At 69.6% G+C, this 14,729-nt stretch carries 13 protein-coding genes and 1 pseudogene; 12 read left to right on the top strand and 2 right to left on the bottom strand.

Annotation, left to right across the window (positions count from 1 at the left end; translation table 11 throughout):
- The first annotated feature begins 92 nt into the window (after window positions 1-92).
- From H504_RS0115170 to H504_RS35305, 4 genes and pseudogenes are all read left to right on the top strand, one after another.
- Window positions 93-914, top strand: coding sequence for an ABC transporter permease (locus H504_RS0115170; RefSeq protein ID WP_026423449.1), 822 nt, complete (start codon window positions 93-95; stop codon window positions 912-914).
- Window positions 902-1,606 carry an ABC transporter ATP-binding protein gene (locus H504_RS0115165; RefSeq protein WP_026423448.1) on the top strand — a complete coding sequence of 235 codons (705 nt, stop codon included), beginning with the start codon at window positions 902-904 and terminating at the stop codon, window positions 1,604-1,606. The genes H504_RS0115170 and H504_RS0115165 overlap by 13 nt, the downstream gene beginning before the upstream one ends.
- Window positions 1,593-2,660 carry an ABC transporter substrate-binding protein gene (locus tag H504_RS0115160; RefSeq protein WP_026423447.1) on the top strand — a complete coding sequence of 356 codons (1,068 nt, stop codon included), beginning with the start codon at window positions 1,593-1,595 and terminating at the stop codon, window positions 2,658-2,660. Before H504_RS0115165 ends, H504_RS0115160 begins: the two co-directional genes overlap by 14 nt.
- Window positions 2,657-3,795 (top strand): annotated as a pseudogene (locus H504_RS35305) (LLM class flavin-dependent oxidoreductase). Before H504_RS0115160 ends, H504_RS35305 begins: the two are co-directional and overlap by 4 nt.
- Before the next feature lie 743 nt (window positions 3,796-4,538).
- On the opposite strand, the gene H504_RS0115150 reads toward H504_RS35305, so the two are convergent.
- A complete protein-coding gene (locus H504_RS0115150) occupies window positions 4,539-6,083 on the bottom strand; it encodes a Na+/H+ antiporter (RefSeq protein WP_026423446.1) in 1,545 nt (514 codons plus the stop codon).
- Between the two features lie 67 nt (window positions 6,084-6,150).
- Here H504_RS0115150 and H504_RS0115145 point away from each other — a divergent pair, with 67 nt between their 5' ends.
- Complete coding sequence (locus tag H504_RS0115145; protein WP_026423445.1) at window positions 6,151-6,408, top strand: UBP-type zinc finger domain-containing protein; 258 nt, start codon at window positions 6,151-6,153, stop codon at window positions 6,406-6,408.
- A 1,027-nt stretch (window positions 6,409-7,435) separates the two neighbouring features.
- On the opposite strand, the gene H504_RS0115140 is transcribed toward H504_RS0115145, so the two are convergent.
- Entirely contained in the window at window positions 7,436-8,557 is a 1,122-nt protein-coding gene (locus H504_RS0115140) for a glycerophosphodiester phosphodiesterase (RefSeq protein ID WP_051385898.1), read from the bottom strand.
- 176 nt (window positions 8,558-8,733) lie between these two features.
- Between H504_RS0115140 and purD the strand changes: the two genes are divergently transcribed.
- The 7 genes from purD (at window position 8,734) to H504_RS0115105 (ending at window position 14,721) form a co-directional block, all read left to right on the top strand.
- On the top strand, window positions 8,734-9,996 hold the full coding sequence (gene purD, locus H504_RS0115135) for a phosphoribosylamine--glycine ligase (protein ID WP_026423443.1): 1,263 nt from the start codon (window positions 8,734-8,736) through the stop codon (window positions 9,994-9,996).
- A 79-nt stretch (window positions 9,997-10,075) separates the two neighbouring features.
- On the top strand, window positions 10,076-10,495 hold the full coding sequence (locus H504_RS35300) for a PE domain-containing protein (RefSeq protein WP_035304449.1): 420 nt from the start codon (window positions 10,076-10,078) through the stop codon (window positions 10,493-10,495).
- Window positions 10,488-11,111 carry a DUF3558 domain-containing protein gene (locus H504_RS0115125; RefSeq protein ID WP_026423442.1) on the top strand — a complete coding sequence of 208 codons (624 nt, stop codon included), beginning with the start codon at window positions 10,488-10,490 and terminating at the stop codon, window positions 11,109-11,111. Before H504_RS35300 ends, H504_RS0115125 begins: the two co-directional genes overlap by 8 nt.
- A 25-nt stretch (window positions 11,112-11,136) precedes the next feature.
- Window positions 11,137-12,399 carry a PPE domain-containing protein gene (locus H504_RS0115120; protein ID WP_026423441.1) on the top strand — a complete coding sequence of 421 codons (1,263 nt, stop codon included), beginning with the start codon at window positions 11,137-11,139 and terminating at the stop codon, window positions 12,397-12,399.
- Between the two features lie 2 nt (window positions 12,400-12,401).
- On the top strand, window positions 12,402-13,160 hold the full coding sequence (locus tag H504_RS0115115; RefSeq protein ID WP_026423440.1) for an ESX secretion-associated protein EspG: 759 nt from the start codon (window positions 12,402-12,404) through the stop codon (window positions 13,158-13,160).
- A 66-nt stretch (window positions 13,161-13,226) separates the two neighbouring features.
- On the top strand, window positions 13,227-13,526 hold the full coding sequence (locus tag H504_RS0115110) for a hypothetical protein (protein WP_026423439.1): 300 nt from the start codon (window positions 13,227-13,229) through the stop codon (window positions 13,524-13,526).
- 10 nt (window positions 13,527-13,536) lie between these two features.
- Window positions 13,537-14,721 carry a transglycosylase SLT domain-containing protein gene (locus tag H504_RS0115105; RefSeq protein WP_026423438.1) on the top strand — a complete coding sequence of 395 codons (1,185 nt, stop codon included), beginning with the start codon at window positions 13,537-13,539 and terminating at the stop codon, window positions 14,719-14,721.
- Window positions 14,722-14,729: the final 8 nt, after the last annotated feature.

The raw sequence follows: 14,729 nt of genomic DNA, 5'->3' as shown, positions 1-14,729 counted from the left end.
ACGTCGACCTGCGGCGGCAGGCGAGTTCGATCTGTCCGGCCTGACCGGTCCCGCGAACCAGCTCCTCGTAGCGCCTTCACCAGGGAGACACCGTGTCCGTCTCTGCCCTGGGCGCCCCCGCGCGTGCGGAATCGCCCCCGTCCCCCGTCCCGGCCAAGCGAAACCGGCGAAAACCACCCGACCTGCGCCGGTGGATCAGTCCACTCGCGATAGTCGTGCTGTGGCAGCTCGCCTGCGCCACCGGACTCCTGCCACCCGACAAGCTCAGCTCGCCGTGGACCGTGCTGCGGTCGGGCGTCGACCTCGCCCGCAGCGGCGAACTCGGTGACGCGTTCGTCGTGTCCACCACCCGCGTCGGCATCGGGTTCCTGATCGGCGCCGCGGTCGGCCTCGGGCTCGGTGTCGTCGCCGGGCTGTCGCGGTGGGGGAACCACCTGGTCGACCCGCCGGTCCAGATGCTGCGGACGCTGCCGTTCCTCGGGCTGATCCCGCTGTTCATCCTGTGGTTCGGCATCGGCGAGGAACCGAAGATCGCCCTGGTCGCGCTGGGGGTGGCGTTCCCGCTCTACCTCAACGTGCACGCGGGCATCCGCGGCGTCGACAGCCAGTTGGTGGAGGCGACGACCGCGCTCGGGTTCACCCGCGCGGAGCGGCTGTTCCACGTCGTGCTGCCGTCGGCGTTGCCGAGCACGCTGGTCGGGTTGCGGCAGTCCCTCGGTGTGGCGTGGCTTTCGCTGATCGTGGGCGAGCAGGTCAACGCGAGCAGCGGACTCGGCTACCTGATCAACAACGCCCGGGAGTTCCTGCGCACCGACGTCATCGTGGTCGGGCTGGTCGTCTACGCCGCGCTCGGACTGGCGACCGACGCCATCGTGCGGCTCGTCGAGCGGAGGGCGTTGCGATGGCGGGGCTGACCGTGGCGGTGCGCGGGCTGACCAAGCGGTTCGGCGAGCGGACCGTCCTGCGCGACCTGGACCTCGACATCGCGCCGGGGGAGTTCGTCGCGCTGTTGGGGCGCAGCGGCTCCGGCAAGTCGACCTTGCTGAAGGTGTTGGCGGGACTGGACACCGACACCACCGGATCGGCCACTGTGGACGGTCAGGTCTCGGTGGCGTTCCAGCAGCCCAGGTTGCTGCCGTGGCGCAGGGTCTGGCGCAACGTGGTGCTCGGCCTGCACCCGGTGGTCGGTCGGGACGCCGCGCTGGCGGCACTGGCCGAGGTCCGGCTGGTCGACCACGCCGACGCCTGGCCGCGCACGTTGTCCGGCGGCGAGGCCCAGCGGGTGTCGCTGGCCCGCGCGCTGGTCCGCGAACCCGACCTCCTGCTGCTCGACGAACCCTTCGGGGCGCTCGACGCGTTGACCCGCCTGGCCATGCACCGGCTCGTGGAAACCCTGTGGCAGCGGCACAAACCCGCCGTGCTGCTCGTGACCCACGACGTCGACGAGGCGTTGTTGCTGGCCGACCGGGTGCTCGTGCTCGACGACGGCCGTATCGGGAGCGAGTACGTCCTCACACACCCGCGACCGAGAGAACTGTCCGACCACATCGACATCCGCGCCCGTGTGCTGCGCGACCTGGGAGTGACCGACCGTGCGACTGCGTAACCTGCCCCTCTTAGCCGTAGCTGCCCTGGTTCTGACCGCCTGCGGCAGCACCGACTCGGAGAACAAGGCGGCGTCCGTCCCCGCCGCGGTCAACGCCGCCGACCTGGCCAAGGTCACGCTCAAGGTCGGTGACCAGAAGGGCGGCCAGAAGTCGCTGCTGGACGCGGCGGGCCTGCTCAAGGACCTGCCGTACAAGATCGAGTGGTCGACCTTCACCTCCGGCCCGCCGTTGCTGGAGGCCGCGTCCGCCGCGGCGATCGACATCGGCGCCGTCGGCAACACCCCGCCGCTGTTCTCCGCCGCGGCCAACGCCAAGGTCGCCGTCGTCGCCGCGCAGAAGGGCGACGTCACCAGCGACACCTTGTTGGTCCCCGACGGCTCGCCGCTGCGCGGCCTCCAAGACCTGCGCGGCAAGACCATCGGCGTCGCCAAGGGCAGCTCCGCGCACGGCCTGCTGCTCAACGTGCTGCGCGCGGCGAAGCTGAACCCCGGCGACGTCACCATCAGCTACCTGCAGCCCTCCGACGCGTACGCCGCGTTCACCCAGGGCAAGCTGGACGCCTGGTCGATCTGGGACCCGTACACCACGCAGGCACTACGAGACGCCAAAGCCAGGATCCTCGTCGACGGCACCGGCACCATCGGCGGTGGCAAACCCAACACCGAAGCCGGACCCGACTCGCTCGCCAACGGCTACAGCTTCCTCGTCGCCGGTAAGGCGGCCCTGGGAGACGCGGGCAAGAACACCGCTTTGCGCGATTACGTCGTCCGCTACGCCAAAGCGCTCAACTACGCCAAAGCCCACGTCGACGAACGAGCAGCGGCCTGGTCGAAGGAAACCGGCCTCAAACCCGAGGTCGCGCTGGAGGCGGCCCAGCGCGGCCTGGACCGCCCGATCAAGCTCGACGACACCCTGAACGCCGACGAGCAGAAACTGGCCGACGCGTTCGTCGAGGCCAAGATCCTGCCCGCCAAGTTCACCTTCGCCGACTTCGTCGACCACCGCTACGACGCCGACATCGCGGCCGTCGCCGAGTCAGGAGCCCAACGATGAGCGTCACCCTGCACTGGTTCCTCCCCACCTCGGGCGACGGCCGCACCATCGTCGAGCGCTTCCACGCGGGCCGCGCCGAGTCCTCCGCCCGCCGCGAACCCGACATCGACTACCTCGCCCAGGTCGCCCGCGCCGCCGAACAACTCGGCTTCACCGGCGTGCTCACCCCCACCGGCACCTTCTGCGAGGACGCCTGGCTGATCACCGCCGCCCTCATCCGCGAGACCAGCAGGCTCAAGTTCCTCGTCGCGTTCCGCCCCGGCGTCATCTCCCCCACCCTGGCCGCCCAGATGGCCGCCACCACCAGCGGATCTCCCGCGGCAGGCTGCTGCTCAACATCGTGACCGGCGGCGACGCCGTCGAACAGCAACGCTTCGGCGACTTCCACGACCACGACGCCCGCTACGCCCGCACCGACGAGTTCCTCAGCATCGTCCGCGGCACCTGGACCGGCGAACCGTTCGACTTCGACGGCGACCACCTGCGGGTCGTCGGCGCGACCACGCTCGCCGCCCCGGACCCGCTGCCGTCCATCTACTTCGGCGGCTCGTCCGACGCCGCCCTCCCCGTCGCCGCCCGACACGCCGACGTCTACCTGACCTGGGGCGAACCGCCCGCCCAGGTCGCCGAGAAGATCGCCAGAGTGCGCGCGCTCGCAGGCGACCGACCACTGCGGTTCGGCGTCCGCCTGCACACCATCTCCCGGGACACCCCGGACGCGGCCTGGGCCGAAGCCCAGCGGCTCCTCGACGCGCTCAGCCCCGAGCAGGTCGCGGCGGCCCAAACCCAGTTGGCGACCAGCCAGTCGACCGGTCAGCAACGCATGCTGGCACTGCACCGGGGCGCGCTGGACAAGGGCGTGCGCGGCCTCGAGGTGCACCCCAACCTGTGGGCCGGTATCGGCCTGGTCCGCGGCGGCGCGGGCACCGCCCTGGTCGGCAGCCACACCGAGGTCGCCGACCTGATCGAGGAATACCACGGGGTCGGCATCACCGAGTTCGTCCTCTCCGGCTACCCACACCTGGAAGAGGCGTACTGGTTCGGCGAGGGCGTGCGGCCGGAACTGGCCCGACGCGGCCTGCTGGCCCCGCAGGAGGCGACACCCGCACGCGAACTGCGGGTCGCCGCGTCCTGAATCGAGTGGCGGAGGGCCGGTTTGAGCAGGGGCCTGCCCTCCGCCCTCACTCGTCCGCTCATCCGGCCTGGGGATGGATCACGCTCAGCCGGATCGCGGTGCCGACACCCAGGTCGACATGTCGGCGCCGCAGCCGTTCTACGCACATCGCGGCCGTGGGTCAGGCGCTGATGATGCACCACCCGCACTCGCTGTTCACCCAGGTCATCACCTGTCTCGCCAGGTGGTCACGCCGTTCGCCATCGAGGTGATCGGGTCGAGTTGTCCACACTCCACACCAAGGTCGTCGGGTCGAGTTGTCCACATTCCGCTCGCCTGTCCACAGCCCCCGACACCCACCCCTGTCGATCTTGCCCACCCGGTAGACTGGGCCTGGGGACGCCCCCCGGGAAGGGTGGGGGCCGCCCGGGGCCAGGTCCGGATGCTGTTGAAGTCGGTTGTGCGCAGGCGGCACGCTCCCAGATCGCGACCGTGCCGCGTGGGTACGGCACATCGACAACCGGCTGCACCGGGTCGGCGACGTCACTGTCCGCGAAAGCCAGTCCCGAGTACGCGTCGGCACCGGACCTCACGTCGTGGCCACTCCGCGCAACCCCGCCATCAGCGCCTGACGCCTCGTCACCGTCGCTCACGCGCCGTGACCTGGCCGCTGTAACCACCCAGGCTCCTGCTCCGACCAGCACAAACTAGCGTCCGCGGAACCCCTGGGAAGGGGGCGGTTGCCGAAGTGCGTGTCCGGTCCGTCACTCCCGCGCGAGCGCTGCCTCCTCCAGGTCGAGTTCGCGTTGCACCTGCCGCAGGATCTCGTCGTCGATTTCGCCGCGGTCGCGGGCGGTGACGAAGACAGCGCGCTCCGCGGCCAGCATCTCCCGCCGCAGCCGCCGGAACGCCGCGGCCGGGTTCTCCTGGGCTTGGCGGCCCAACCGCTCCCACACGGCGTTGCCGCGGTGTTGGGCCAGCGCCCGCAGTTTCGCCGCGACGTGCTCGGGTACGTCGTCGCCGTCGAGCAGTTCGTCCAGTCGGTCGACGGCCGCCCGTGCCGCTGTGCTCTGCACCTGGGCCTCGGCCAGCACCCGGTCCTGCCCGTCCTCGGCCCGCACACCCAGCCGCCGGATCAACAGGGGCAGCGTCATGCCCTGCAGCAGCAACGTGCCGACGGTGATCACGAACGTCAGCAGCACCACCACGTCGCGGCCGGGCATGGTCAACGGGATCGCCGCCGCACCCGCCAGCGACACCACGCCGCGCATCCCGGCCCACGAGATCACCGTCAACTGCCGCCAACTCGGTTTCGCCTCGCGCCGCCGGATGCGCGGGGACAGCCACCGCGGCACGTACGCCGACGGGAACATCCACACGAACCGGATCGCGATCACCGCCAGCAGCACCAGCCCGGACGCCGCCAGCAACCCGCCGTCGATGTGCACCGAGGACACGATCGTCCGCATCTGCAACCCGATCAGCGCGAACACCAGCGACTCCAGCAGCATGTCCACCGACTGCCACACCGCCGTCTCCTGCAGCCGCGTCGCGTACCCCGCCGCGGGCGCGTTGTGCCCCAGGTACAGCCCCGCCGCCACGATCGCCAACACCCCGGACGTGTGCACCTCCTCACCCAGCAGGTAGGCGGCGAACGGCACCAGCATGCCCAGCGCGCTCTCCAGGAGCCCGTCACCCAACCGCAACCGGATCTTGTGGACGACCACGCCCAGCACCAGACCGACCAGGACCCCACCAACCGAGGTGACGAGCAGCGTGACGATCCCGGTCGTCCAGGAGAACGCCGCCACCCCGGTGGCCGCCGCCAACGCCACCTTGAACGCGGTCAGGGCGGTCGCGTCATTGCCCAGGCTCTCCCCGGTGAGCAACGTCATCGCCCGCCGTGGCAGCCCCAGTTTCCGTCCGATCGAGACCGCCGCCACCGCGTCCGGCGGCGCCACCACCGCCCCCAACACGAGCGCCGACGCCAACGGCAGCCCCGGCAGCACCATGTGAGCGACAACACCAACCGCGACCGTGGACGCCAACACCAGCCCGACGGCCAACAGCCCGATCGGCCGGATGTTCGCCTTGATGTCCAGGTAGGAACTGTCCAACGCCGCTGAGTACAACAGCGGCGACAGCACCAGGACCAGCACCAACTCCGGGTCCATCCGGAACTCCGGCACCCCCGGCACGAACGACACCGCCAACCCCACCGCCACCAACAACAACGGCGCGGGCCAGTCGAACCGGCGCGCCGCAGCCGCCACCGCCAGGGCCCCCGCCAGCAGCAGGAGTAGTTCCACCGCAGCCTCCTCCGTGTCCGTGCGCAAGGATTGCCCATGCCACACCCGGCACGGAAGGAGCCGCCCCATGTCCTGCGACCACACCACCACCCTGCCCACCCTGCCCGCCGACCCCACCGACACCTGCGGCGACTGCGTCGCCGAGGGCAACCGCCACTGGGTCCACCTCCGCCGCTGCCTCACCTGCGGTCACGTCGCCTGCTGCGACTCCAGCCCCCGCAAACACGCCACCGCCCACCACCACGCCACCACCCACCCCGTCATGCAATCCCACGAACCCGGCGAATCCTGGCGCTGGTGCTTCATCGACGAACGCATCGTCTAACCCCTGCCCCAAACGAGCTACCAGCCAACTCCCCCACGCGCGGCGTCACCGGCCCCACACCCGCGCGACGCACGGCTCCACACAACTCGCACCCGCTCGCCCCACAGCTCCAACAGCCCGAGATCCGAGCCCCACTCACCCGATCCGGCGAACCCGCCCGTACCCGCTTGCCAAGCCGCCCCACCACCCCCAGGCGGCCCCACCCTTCCGGCAGGGTTTCGGCACTGTCGGTTTGTGCTGGTCAGAGTGTGATTCGGGTTGGTGTGGCGGTCGTTGTGGGCCTCGGGTCATGTGTCGTGGTCCTGCGGTGATCTTGGTGTGTCGGGCCGGGCGGGGTGCAGCCGCTTTGCCGTCAGGGTCGAGGCCGACGGCGTGGTATTTGCCCCTGTCGACGTCCAGGCCGAGGAACACGCCGACAGCGCTGCTCATCCACCCTGCCGATCGTTCGTCGCGGGTGGTCACCCGGACGGGCATCGATGGCCCGGCTCCTACAAGGCTGAGCTCGCCCGCCACCTGGCAGCCGCTGACATCGACGTGTTCGAGGTCACCGGCTCAACCGCGCCGGCGACTGTCCAGCGAACTCGGCCCTGCGCAGCATCGAGCTGGTGCGCCTACGCTGGGACCACCACACCCGCGACCACATCGACCGCGTGTCCGTGAAGGCAAAGCCAGACGCGAGCCACCCAGTGCCTCAAACGCCACATAGCCCGCAAGCTCTACCGCGTCAGCACCCACCCACTCCACGGACAGCCCCAACACCCCAGGCCGGCGGGCACCCGCAGTGGATCTTGCCAAGCCACCCCCCACCACCCCCAGGCGGCCCCCACCCTTCCCGGGGGCAGCCCTCGATGCCAGTCTACCCGTGGGGTCGGACAAAAGATCTTGAAACAAGGGGCGGAGAAGCTCTCCTGTGGATAACTTCTGTCACCGAGATGGATTAACCTCCGGAGCGGAACATGGGCCTGACCTGGGAAAGGTGAAGGGCCGCCACCCCTAGGACAGAGGTGACGGCCCAATCGGAAGAAGGTCAGTGGCGCGGGAAGGTTTCCGCACGCGACGCGACCCCGATGTCGGCGTTGTCGGTGAAGACCCCGTCCACGCCCGCGGCCCAGTAGGCCGACAGCTCACCGAACAGGTTGCCGTACTCGTTCGGCACGGTCGAGGAGCGGAAGTTCAGCGGGAGGAAGGTGTTCTCGGCGCGGAAGGTGTACGGGTGCACCTTGAGCCCGGCCTTGTGGGCGTCCGCGATCAGGCTGGTCGGCTGGGCGAGGTTGCCCGCGGCGTCCCGGGGGATGACCTGGTTCTTGTCGGGGCCGATCCCGTACGCGTACTTCGCCACGTCGCGCAGGCCAGCGGCGGAGACGATGTCGGCGTAGGTGCGCTTGTCGCCGCGGTCGATGAAGTCGTACGGCGCGCCGGACGCCGAGGTGAGCTGGATGAGCGGGAGGCGCAGTTTGTGGCTGAGTTCCTGCAGGTTGCCGACCTCGAACGACTGCACGAACACCTTCGCGTTCGGCCGGTTGAGGCCGTTGCGGTTGAGGATGTCGACCAGCTTCGGGTTGAGGTCGAGGCCGAGCTTGCGGAAGTACGTGGGGTGCTTGGTCTCGGGGTAGATCCCGATCTCCCGGCCGAGTTCGCGCGAGAGTCGCCTGCTCAGGTCGATGACCTCCTGGAAGGTCGGCACCTCGTAGCGGCCGTTGTAGATCGTGTTGCGCTGCCGGACGTCCGGGATGCGCTCGACGGCCCGCAGCGTCTTGAGTTCGGCGAGGGTGAAGTCCTCGGTCCACCAGCCGGTCACCGTCACACCGTCGAGGACCTTGGTCTTCTTCCGGTCGGCGAACTCGGGGTGCTTCGAGACGTCCGTCGTGCCACCGATCTCGGGTTCGTGCCGGGCGACCAGGACGCCGTCCTTGGTCGACACCAGGTCCGGCTCGATGTAGTCGGCGCCCATCCGCGCGGCCAACTCGTAGCCGGCCAGGGTGTGTTCGGGCCGGTAACCGGCCGCGCCGCGGTGGCCGATGACCAGTGGGGGCGCCGTGCCGTGCCGCTGGTCGGCCTGGTCGGGGGTGGCGCTCGCCGTCGTCATACCGACAACCCCTAACAGGGCCAGGGCGGACACGGCAACGCCGATCGTCCGGGTAGCAGGCATTCTTCCTCCTCGTCGACCGCTGGTTGACCGGCGTCACCCTGGTCGCGCACCGCGAAATCCCGGTCACGTTCCGGCAACGCCGGGATCACCGCCGGATGAACGCTCTGTCCGGCTTCGCCGGGTTTGCACCGGCCCGCCGCGTGCCGCCCACCCGGCGGCATCTACCCTCACTGACCGTGCGAGTCCTGGTGATCGGGTCTGGTGCCCGCGAACATGCCCTGGTCCTGGCGCTGTCGAAGGACCCCGAGGTCGTCGCGCTTGCCTGCGCCCCCGGCAACGCCGGCATCGCCGGGCTCGCCGAGATCTACGGGGTCGACGCGCTCGACCCGGCCGCCGTGGTCGAGTTGACCGCTCGGTGGAACGCGGACCTCGTGGTCATCGGGCCGGAGGGTCCGCTGGTCGCCGGGGCCGCCGACGCCGTGCGCGCCGCGGGGGTCGCCTGCTTCGGGCCCAGCGCGGACGCCGCCCGCATCGAGGGGTCGAAGGCGTTCGCGAAGGACGTCATGGCGGTGGCGGGAGTGCCGACGGCGCACAGCGAGATCGTCGACAACCCGGCCCGGCTCGACTCGGCCCTCGCCCGGTTCGGTCCCACCTGGGTCGTGAAGGACGACGGTCTCGCCGCGGGCAAGGGTGTCGTGGTCACCGCCGACCTCCCCACCGCGCGCGCCCACGCGATGACCCTGCTCGAAGACGGCCACCCGGTGCTGCTCGAGTCGTTCCTCGACGGCCCCGAGGTGTCCCTGTTCTGCGTCGTCGACGCCGCCGGGGTCGTCGTCCCGCTGCTGCCCGCCCAGGACTTCAAACGCGTCGGCAACGGCGACACCGGCCCCAACACCGGCGGCATGGGCGCCTACGCCCCGCTCCCGTGGGCGCCGGACGGCCTCGTCGACGACATCGTCACCCGCGTCGTCGAGCCGGTCGTCCGCGAGATGGCCAACCGCGGCACCCCGTTCACCGGCCTGCTCTACGCGGGCCTCGCGCTGACGTCCAACGGCCCCGAGGTCATCGAGTTCAACTGCCGCTTCGGCGACCCGGAAACCCAGTCCGTGCTGGCACTGCTGCGCAGCCCGCTGTCGCTGCTGCTGCTGTCCGCCGCCCAGGGCACCCTCGCCGACCACCCCCCGCTCGACTGGGCCGACGGCTCCGCCGTCACCGTCGTCATCGCCGCCGACGGCTACCCCGGCCGCCCCCGCACCAACGACCCCATCACCGGAGCCGAAGCCGACGGCGTCCTGCACGCGGGAACCCGCCGCCGCGACGACGGCGCCCTCGTCTCCGCAGGCGGCCGCGTCCTCGCCGTCGTCGGCACCGGCCCCACCCTCCCCGACGCCCGCGACGAGGCATACCGCAAGGTCACCGCCATCCACCTCGCAGGTTCGCACCACCGCACCGACATCGCCCTGCGCGCCATCAACGGCGAAATCGGCGCCCCGGTCTGACCGCAACCAGGGGTGACGCCCCGCCCCCCGTTGGTAACCTCGACCAGGACACCGACGCCGACCCCCGGGGGTACCCGCCATGACCGACGACACCCAGGTCGTCGCGGGCGCGATCGCCGCCGTAGCGGCCACCGCCCGCATGGCAGCCGAGGCCATCCACCAGTCGACCCGCACCACCACCGGCCAATTCGTCATCAACCGCGACAACGTCCTGGCCGCCGCCAAGGTCATCCAGGTCCAAGCGGACACGCTGCAGAAGCGGCTGGACGACGCCGCACGCGATCTCCAGGTCGTGCCGCCGGGGAATGACGATGTCAGTCGGCACATCGCGACCGAGTGGAACGACCGGCTGATCTTCCAGGACGGGTCGTACAGCATTCGGGTCAACGACTACATCACCGGGCTGCGTGATCTCGTGAACCAGCTCAGGACGAGCGCGAAAACCTACGGCTACAACGAAGACGAGATCAAGGCGGCGCTTGGGAGCGCGAGTGGGTAAGCGGGCCGTCCTGGCACTGGTGATCGTGATCGCCTCGGTCGTCGCCGGGTGCACCGCCAGGGAGCCGGGTACACCGACCTCGATCCAGGGGACCGATTCGTCGCAGCCGTCGCCGACCGCGGGGCGGCCGGACAAGACCGCGGTGTCGATCCCGCCGCGCCCGAAATCGCTCAAGCTGGACGCAGTGGATCCGTGTGCGCTCTTGACCAGTGGCCAACAACAAGATCTGAAGGTCGACAGGCATCATGCGGAAACCAGCGACGTCGAGATCTACCACGGCGCCAAGGAATGCGTTTTCGAGGTCTCCGCGCAGGCACCTTATTACCGGTACTACGCGACGTTGATCACGACTGAGGGGATCGACGCCTGGTTGACCGGCAAGCGGAATGTCGACGCGAGACTCGTGTCCGTGGGTGGGTTTGCCGCGGCCGAGTTCACCCTCGCAGGTCAGGGGAAGAACGCAGCGCCGTGTACCACGGCGCTGGATGTGGCCCAGGGGCAACAACTGCAGGTCGTGATGACCTCCAGCGGCAAGGATTTCACGCAGGACCAGGTGTGCCAGATGAGCGAGCAGGCGGCCGGACAGGTGTTGGCGACGTTGCAGACCCTGGAGTAGGACCACTGAGACCTGAGGGGCGGAGATGGCGGAGAACGGGTTGGCTGACCTGCGGTTCGACGGGTACGGCTATGACGCGTTGGCCGATCAGTTGGACGGGTTGCGGCAGGGGCCTGGCTCGGAGAGCCTGTTCAAGGCGGTCGGGGCACTGCTGAAGATCGCCGACGGGTTGGCCGAGACGGATCTCACGCTGCGCGCCGAGTTGGCGAAGGTCGGGGTCGCGTGGCAAGGCGCGGCCGCTGATGGCGGTGTGGCGGCGACGCAACACGCCGGGGTCTACGCGTCTGACGCGGTACCGGTGGTGACCCAATCCGCCCGTGGCGTGGGTGAGCAGGGGGACTCGTTCTCCACGACGCGGAATGCTGCGCCGGAGGGGAAAGATCTGCGGGGTGCGAATCGGACGACTGTGTGGGATGACGGGTTGGGGCTGCTCGGGCACACGACTGATCACGCGGCTGAGGTGCAGCGGACGCAGGCGGCGCGGCAGCAGGCGATCGTGGCGATGAACAATTACGTGCAGGGCAGTCAAGGCGCGTTGAACAACTTCCAGGGTCTGCCCGTCCCGCCGACGGTTGGTGTCGTGACTGAGCAGCCGCCGGAGCGGGGTTCGACGGCGGTTCAAGGGTTTTCGACTGGGGAGGGCTCGTTCAGCCCCTCGGGGAACAGTGCTGCCACCGGTGGTCCGTCATTCGCTCCGCCGGGTTCGCAGTCGGGTTTTACCGGTGTCGCTCCGCCTGGTGGTGGTCCGGCTCCGTCGGTGGAGTTCCGGCCCGGTGGCCAAGCGGCGCCTGGGGTGTCGAGTGGTCCGGTTCCGGCGCTTGGGCGGGTTTCCGGGGTTGGGCCGGTGGTGTCCGGTGTTGGGGGGATGCCGGAGAACTTCGCGACTTCGGGGGGGATGCGGCCGGGGTTTTCCGGGCAGCTCATGGGTGAGATTGCCACTGCTGCGGGAATTGCGGGGGCTGGTGGGGCGGGTGCGGCGACTGGGGCGAGTCTTGAGCAAGACCGGCTTGCCCGTGGTGGTAGGCCTGTGAACGCGCTCGCGCCGGGGAAGCAGGCTGGGCCGGTGGCCGAGGTGCCTGAGGAAGAGGCGAAGGCGGCTAGGAATGCGGAGAAGTTGGGTGGGGTCAAGAGTGGTAAGCAGCCGTCTTCGTTGATGCAGGCGGCGGCGGGGAGTGGGGCGGAGGGGGAGGATGAGGACGAGCATGTGCGGAAGTACGGGATTGACTCGGAGGATTTGTTCGGGGATGAGCGGTTGGTGATCGCGCCCGTGCTCGGTGAAGACGACTGAAGTTGTCCGGGAGCATTGTTCTGTCGGCGCTTGAGTTCGACGTGTTGTGGGAGGCGGAGGGGCTTCCGTTGCGGCACGTCGCTATTGACGTGCCCAGTCCGGGGATGACCTATACGGAGCGGTCCGTGTTGGTGGCGGGGGCTTTGCGGCAGTTGGAGTTGCGGGGGTTGGTGCGGCGGGGTCGGGCGTTGCCCGAGTTGGGTGATCAGTTGGCGTTGTTGGCGCACGCGCGGACGACCATTGACGCGTGGGTGTGGGCGGATCGGGAGATCAGGGCGCTCGCGGTGGCGAACAGTGATCAGGCGGCGCTCGCGGTGGTGGACGCTGATCAGGTGTGGTTGATTCCCGCGCGGGTGACGGCGCTTCCGGAGGCGGCGGTTTCCGTGGCCGGTGAGTGTCCTGCCGGGCCGGGGCGTTCGGTCAGTGTGCCGACCGATGTCCTTGTCGCGGCGGATGGGAAAGCCGGTGGTGAGCCGCAGAACCTGGTGACGCCGTTGCAGAAGGCCGGGCTTCCGTTGTACGAGGCGCAGACATTGGCGGCGATGTTCGTCGGGATCGGTGTGCGCGGGCAGTTCGGTCTTGAGCGGCTGAACCAGCGCAGGCAGCGGGCGAGTCGGGTGGTGGCATTCCACGACACCGCTCAGGGCCGTTATTTGCACGTGGCGAAGCCGAGCAATGACGGTGAGATGTGGAGCACGGTGGCGCCCGCGGACAACGCCCGGCTCGCGGCCGCGGTGGGGGAACTCCTCGACGATCTGTGACCGGCGGGGAACCGGTGCCCGCCGGGGGGCGTCAGAGTCGGGCACCGAACCGCTGAGGGGGACGTTGTGGCAGGCGCCGACTACAACCTGCAGGCCATCGAGCAGTGCCGGGCGGCGGTCGCGGGTCAGGCCGGTCCGGTCGCCGCGGCCGGGGACCACTTACCCGTTGACGCCGATGGCGCGGTTTTCGGCACCTTACCCAGTTCGTCCGCTTTGGCCGACGCGGTCCGGGCGCTGGCGAAGACGTCCGGTGACGAGTTGGACAAGGCGGGCGCGCTGCTTGGCGCGGTCGACCGGGCGTTGGACGCGATCGGCACGACGGTGACCAACAACGAGCAGGCCGCCCAGCGGTCGTTGACGGTCTGAGGGGGCTGCGGTGACCGCGAGGGATTCGGCGGCGGGCCTGGGCGGGGCGGCGGCCGCGCTGGCCGACGACGCGAACAAGGTGTACTTGGCGAAGCCGGGCGCCATCGGCGACCTGGCCGAGAAGTTCACGCAGGCGGGGGCGGCGAGCACCGATTCGGTCGGCAAGGTGGACAGTTCGGTGAAGCAGTTGGACGGCGCCTGGCAGGGCACGTCCGCCGACGGTTTCGTGGCTTATATGGCCAATTTCACCAAAGCGGGCCAATCGCTCAACGAGGCTCTTACCGCTGCCGCGTCCGACTTGCACACGGCCGCGACCGGCATTCAAGGCGCGCGCGACGCGCTCGAAGGCATCTTCGGTGAGCTCTACGACAATGCCACCGCGTGGATCAAAGCGAATCCGAAGGCCACGGAAGACGAGAAGCGCAGCCACATCGATGGTCTCGCCGGTGGCTACAAGGGGCGCGTGACCCAGCAGATCGACTACGCCGAACAAGCGGTGTCGACGGCGGCTTCCGCGCTTAAGGGCCACCAACCCAACCCCACGTTCTCCAGCATCCCCGATCCGAACACCCAGTCGTTCACGCCCGCCCCGGGTAAGAAGATTGAGTGGACGCCCACCCAGCCCGGCGCGACTACCCAAGCCAGCACTACGAACTCGCCGCAGCAGCCTGCCGCGACACCCCCGGCAGCCGGAACTAGCAGCGGCCACCACAGCGGCGGCGGCTCAGGTGGAGGCCACAGCGGTGGTGGTGGCCACGGTGGCGGTGGTGGTGGTCACAGTGGTCACGGTGGCGGTGGGCTCGGGTCCAGCGGTGGCCCGCCGAGCGGCCCACCCCCCGGCAACGTGCAGGAGTGGATCCGCGAGGCGATCGCCGAGCTGCGCGCCCGCGGCATCAACGTCACCGAGGCCGACTCGCAGCTCATCTGGGAGATCATCCAGCACGAGTCGGCAGGCAACCCGAACGCGATCAACAACTGGGACTCCAACGCGGCCAAGGGCACCCCGTCCAAGGGCCTGATGCAGACCATCGACCCGACCTTCAACTCGTACAAGTTGCCTGGTCACGACAACATCTGGAACCCGGTCGACAACATCTGCGCAGGCGTGAACTACGCGGTGTCGCGCTACGGGTCGCTGTCGAACGTGCCCGGAATCAAGGCGACCCACCACGGCGGTGGCTACGTCGGCTACTGAGCCAGGTG

The organism is Actinokineospora inagensis DSM 44258 (assembly GCF_000482865.1).
GTDB lineage: Bacteria > Actinomycetota > Actinomycetes > Mycobacteriales > Pseudonocardiaceae > Actinokineospora > Actinokineospora inagensis.
Note: the sequence above shows the minus strand (reverse complement) of the source record. Positions and strands in the feature narration are given on the sequence as shown.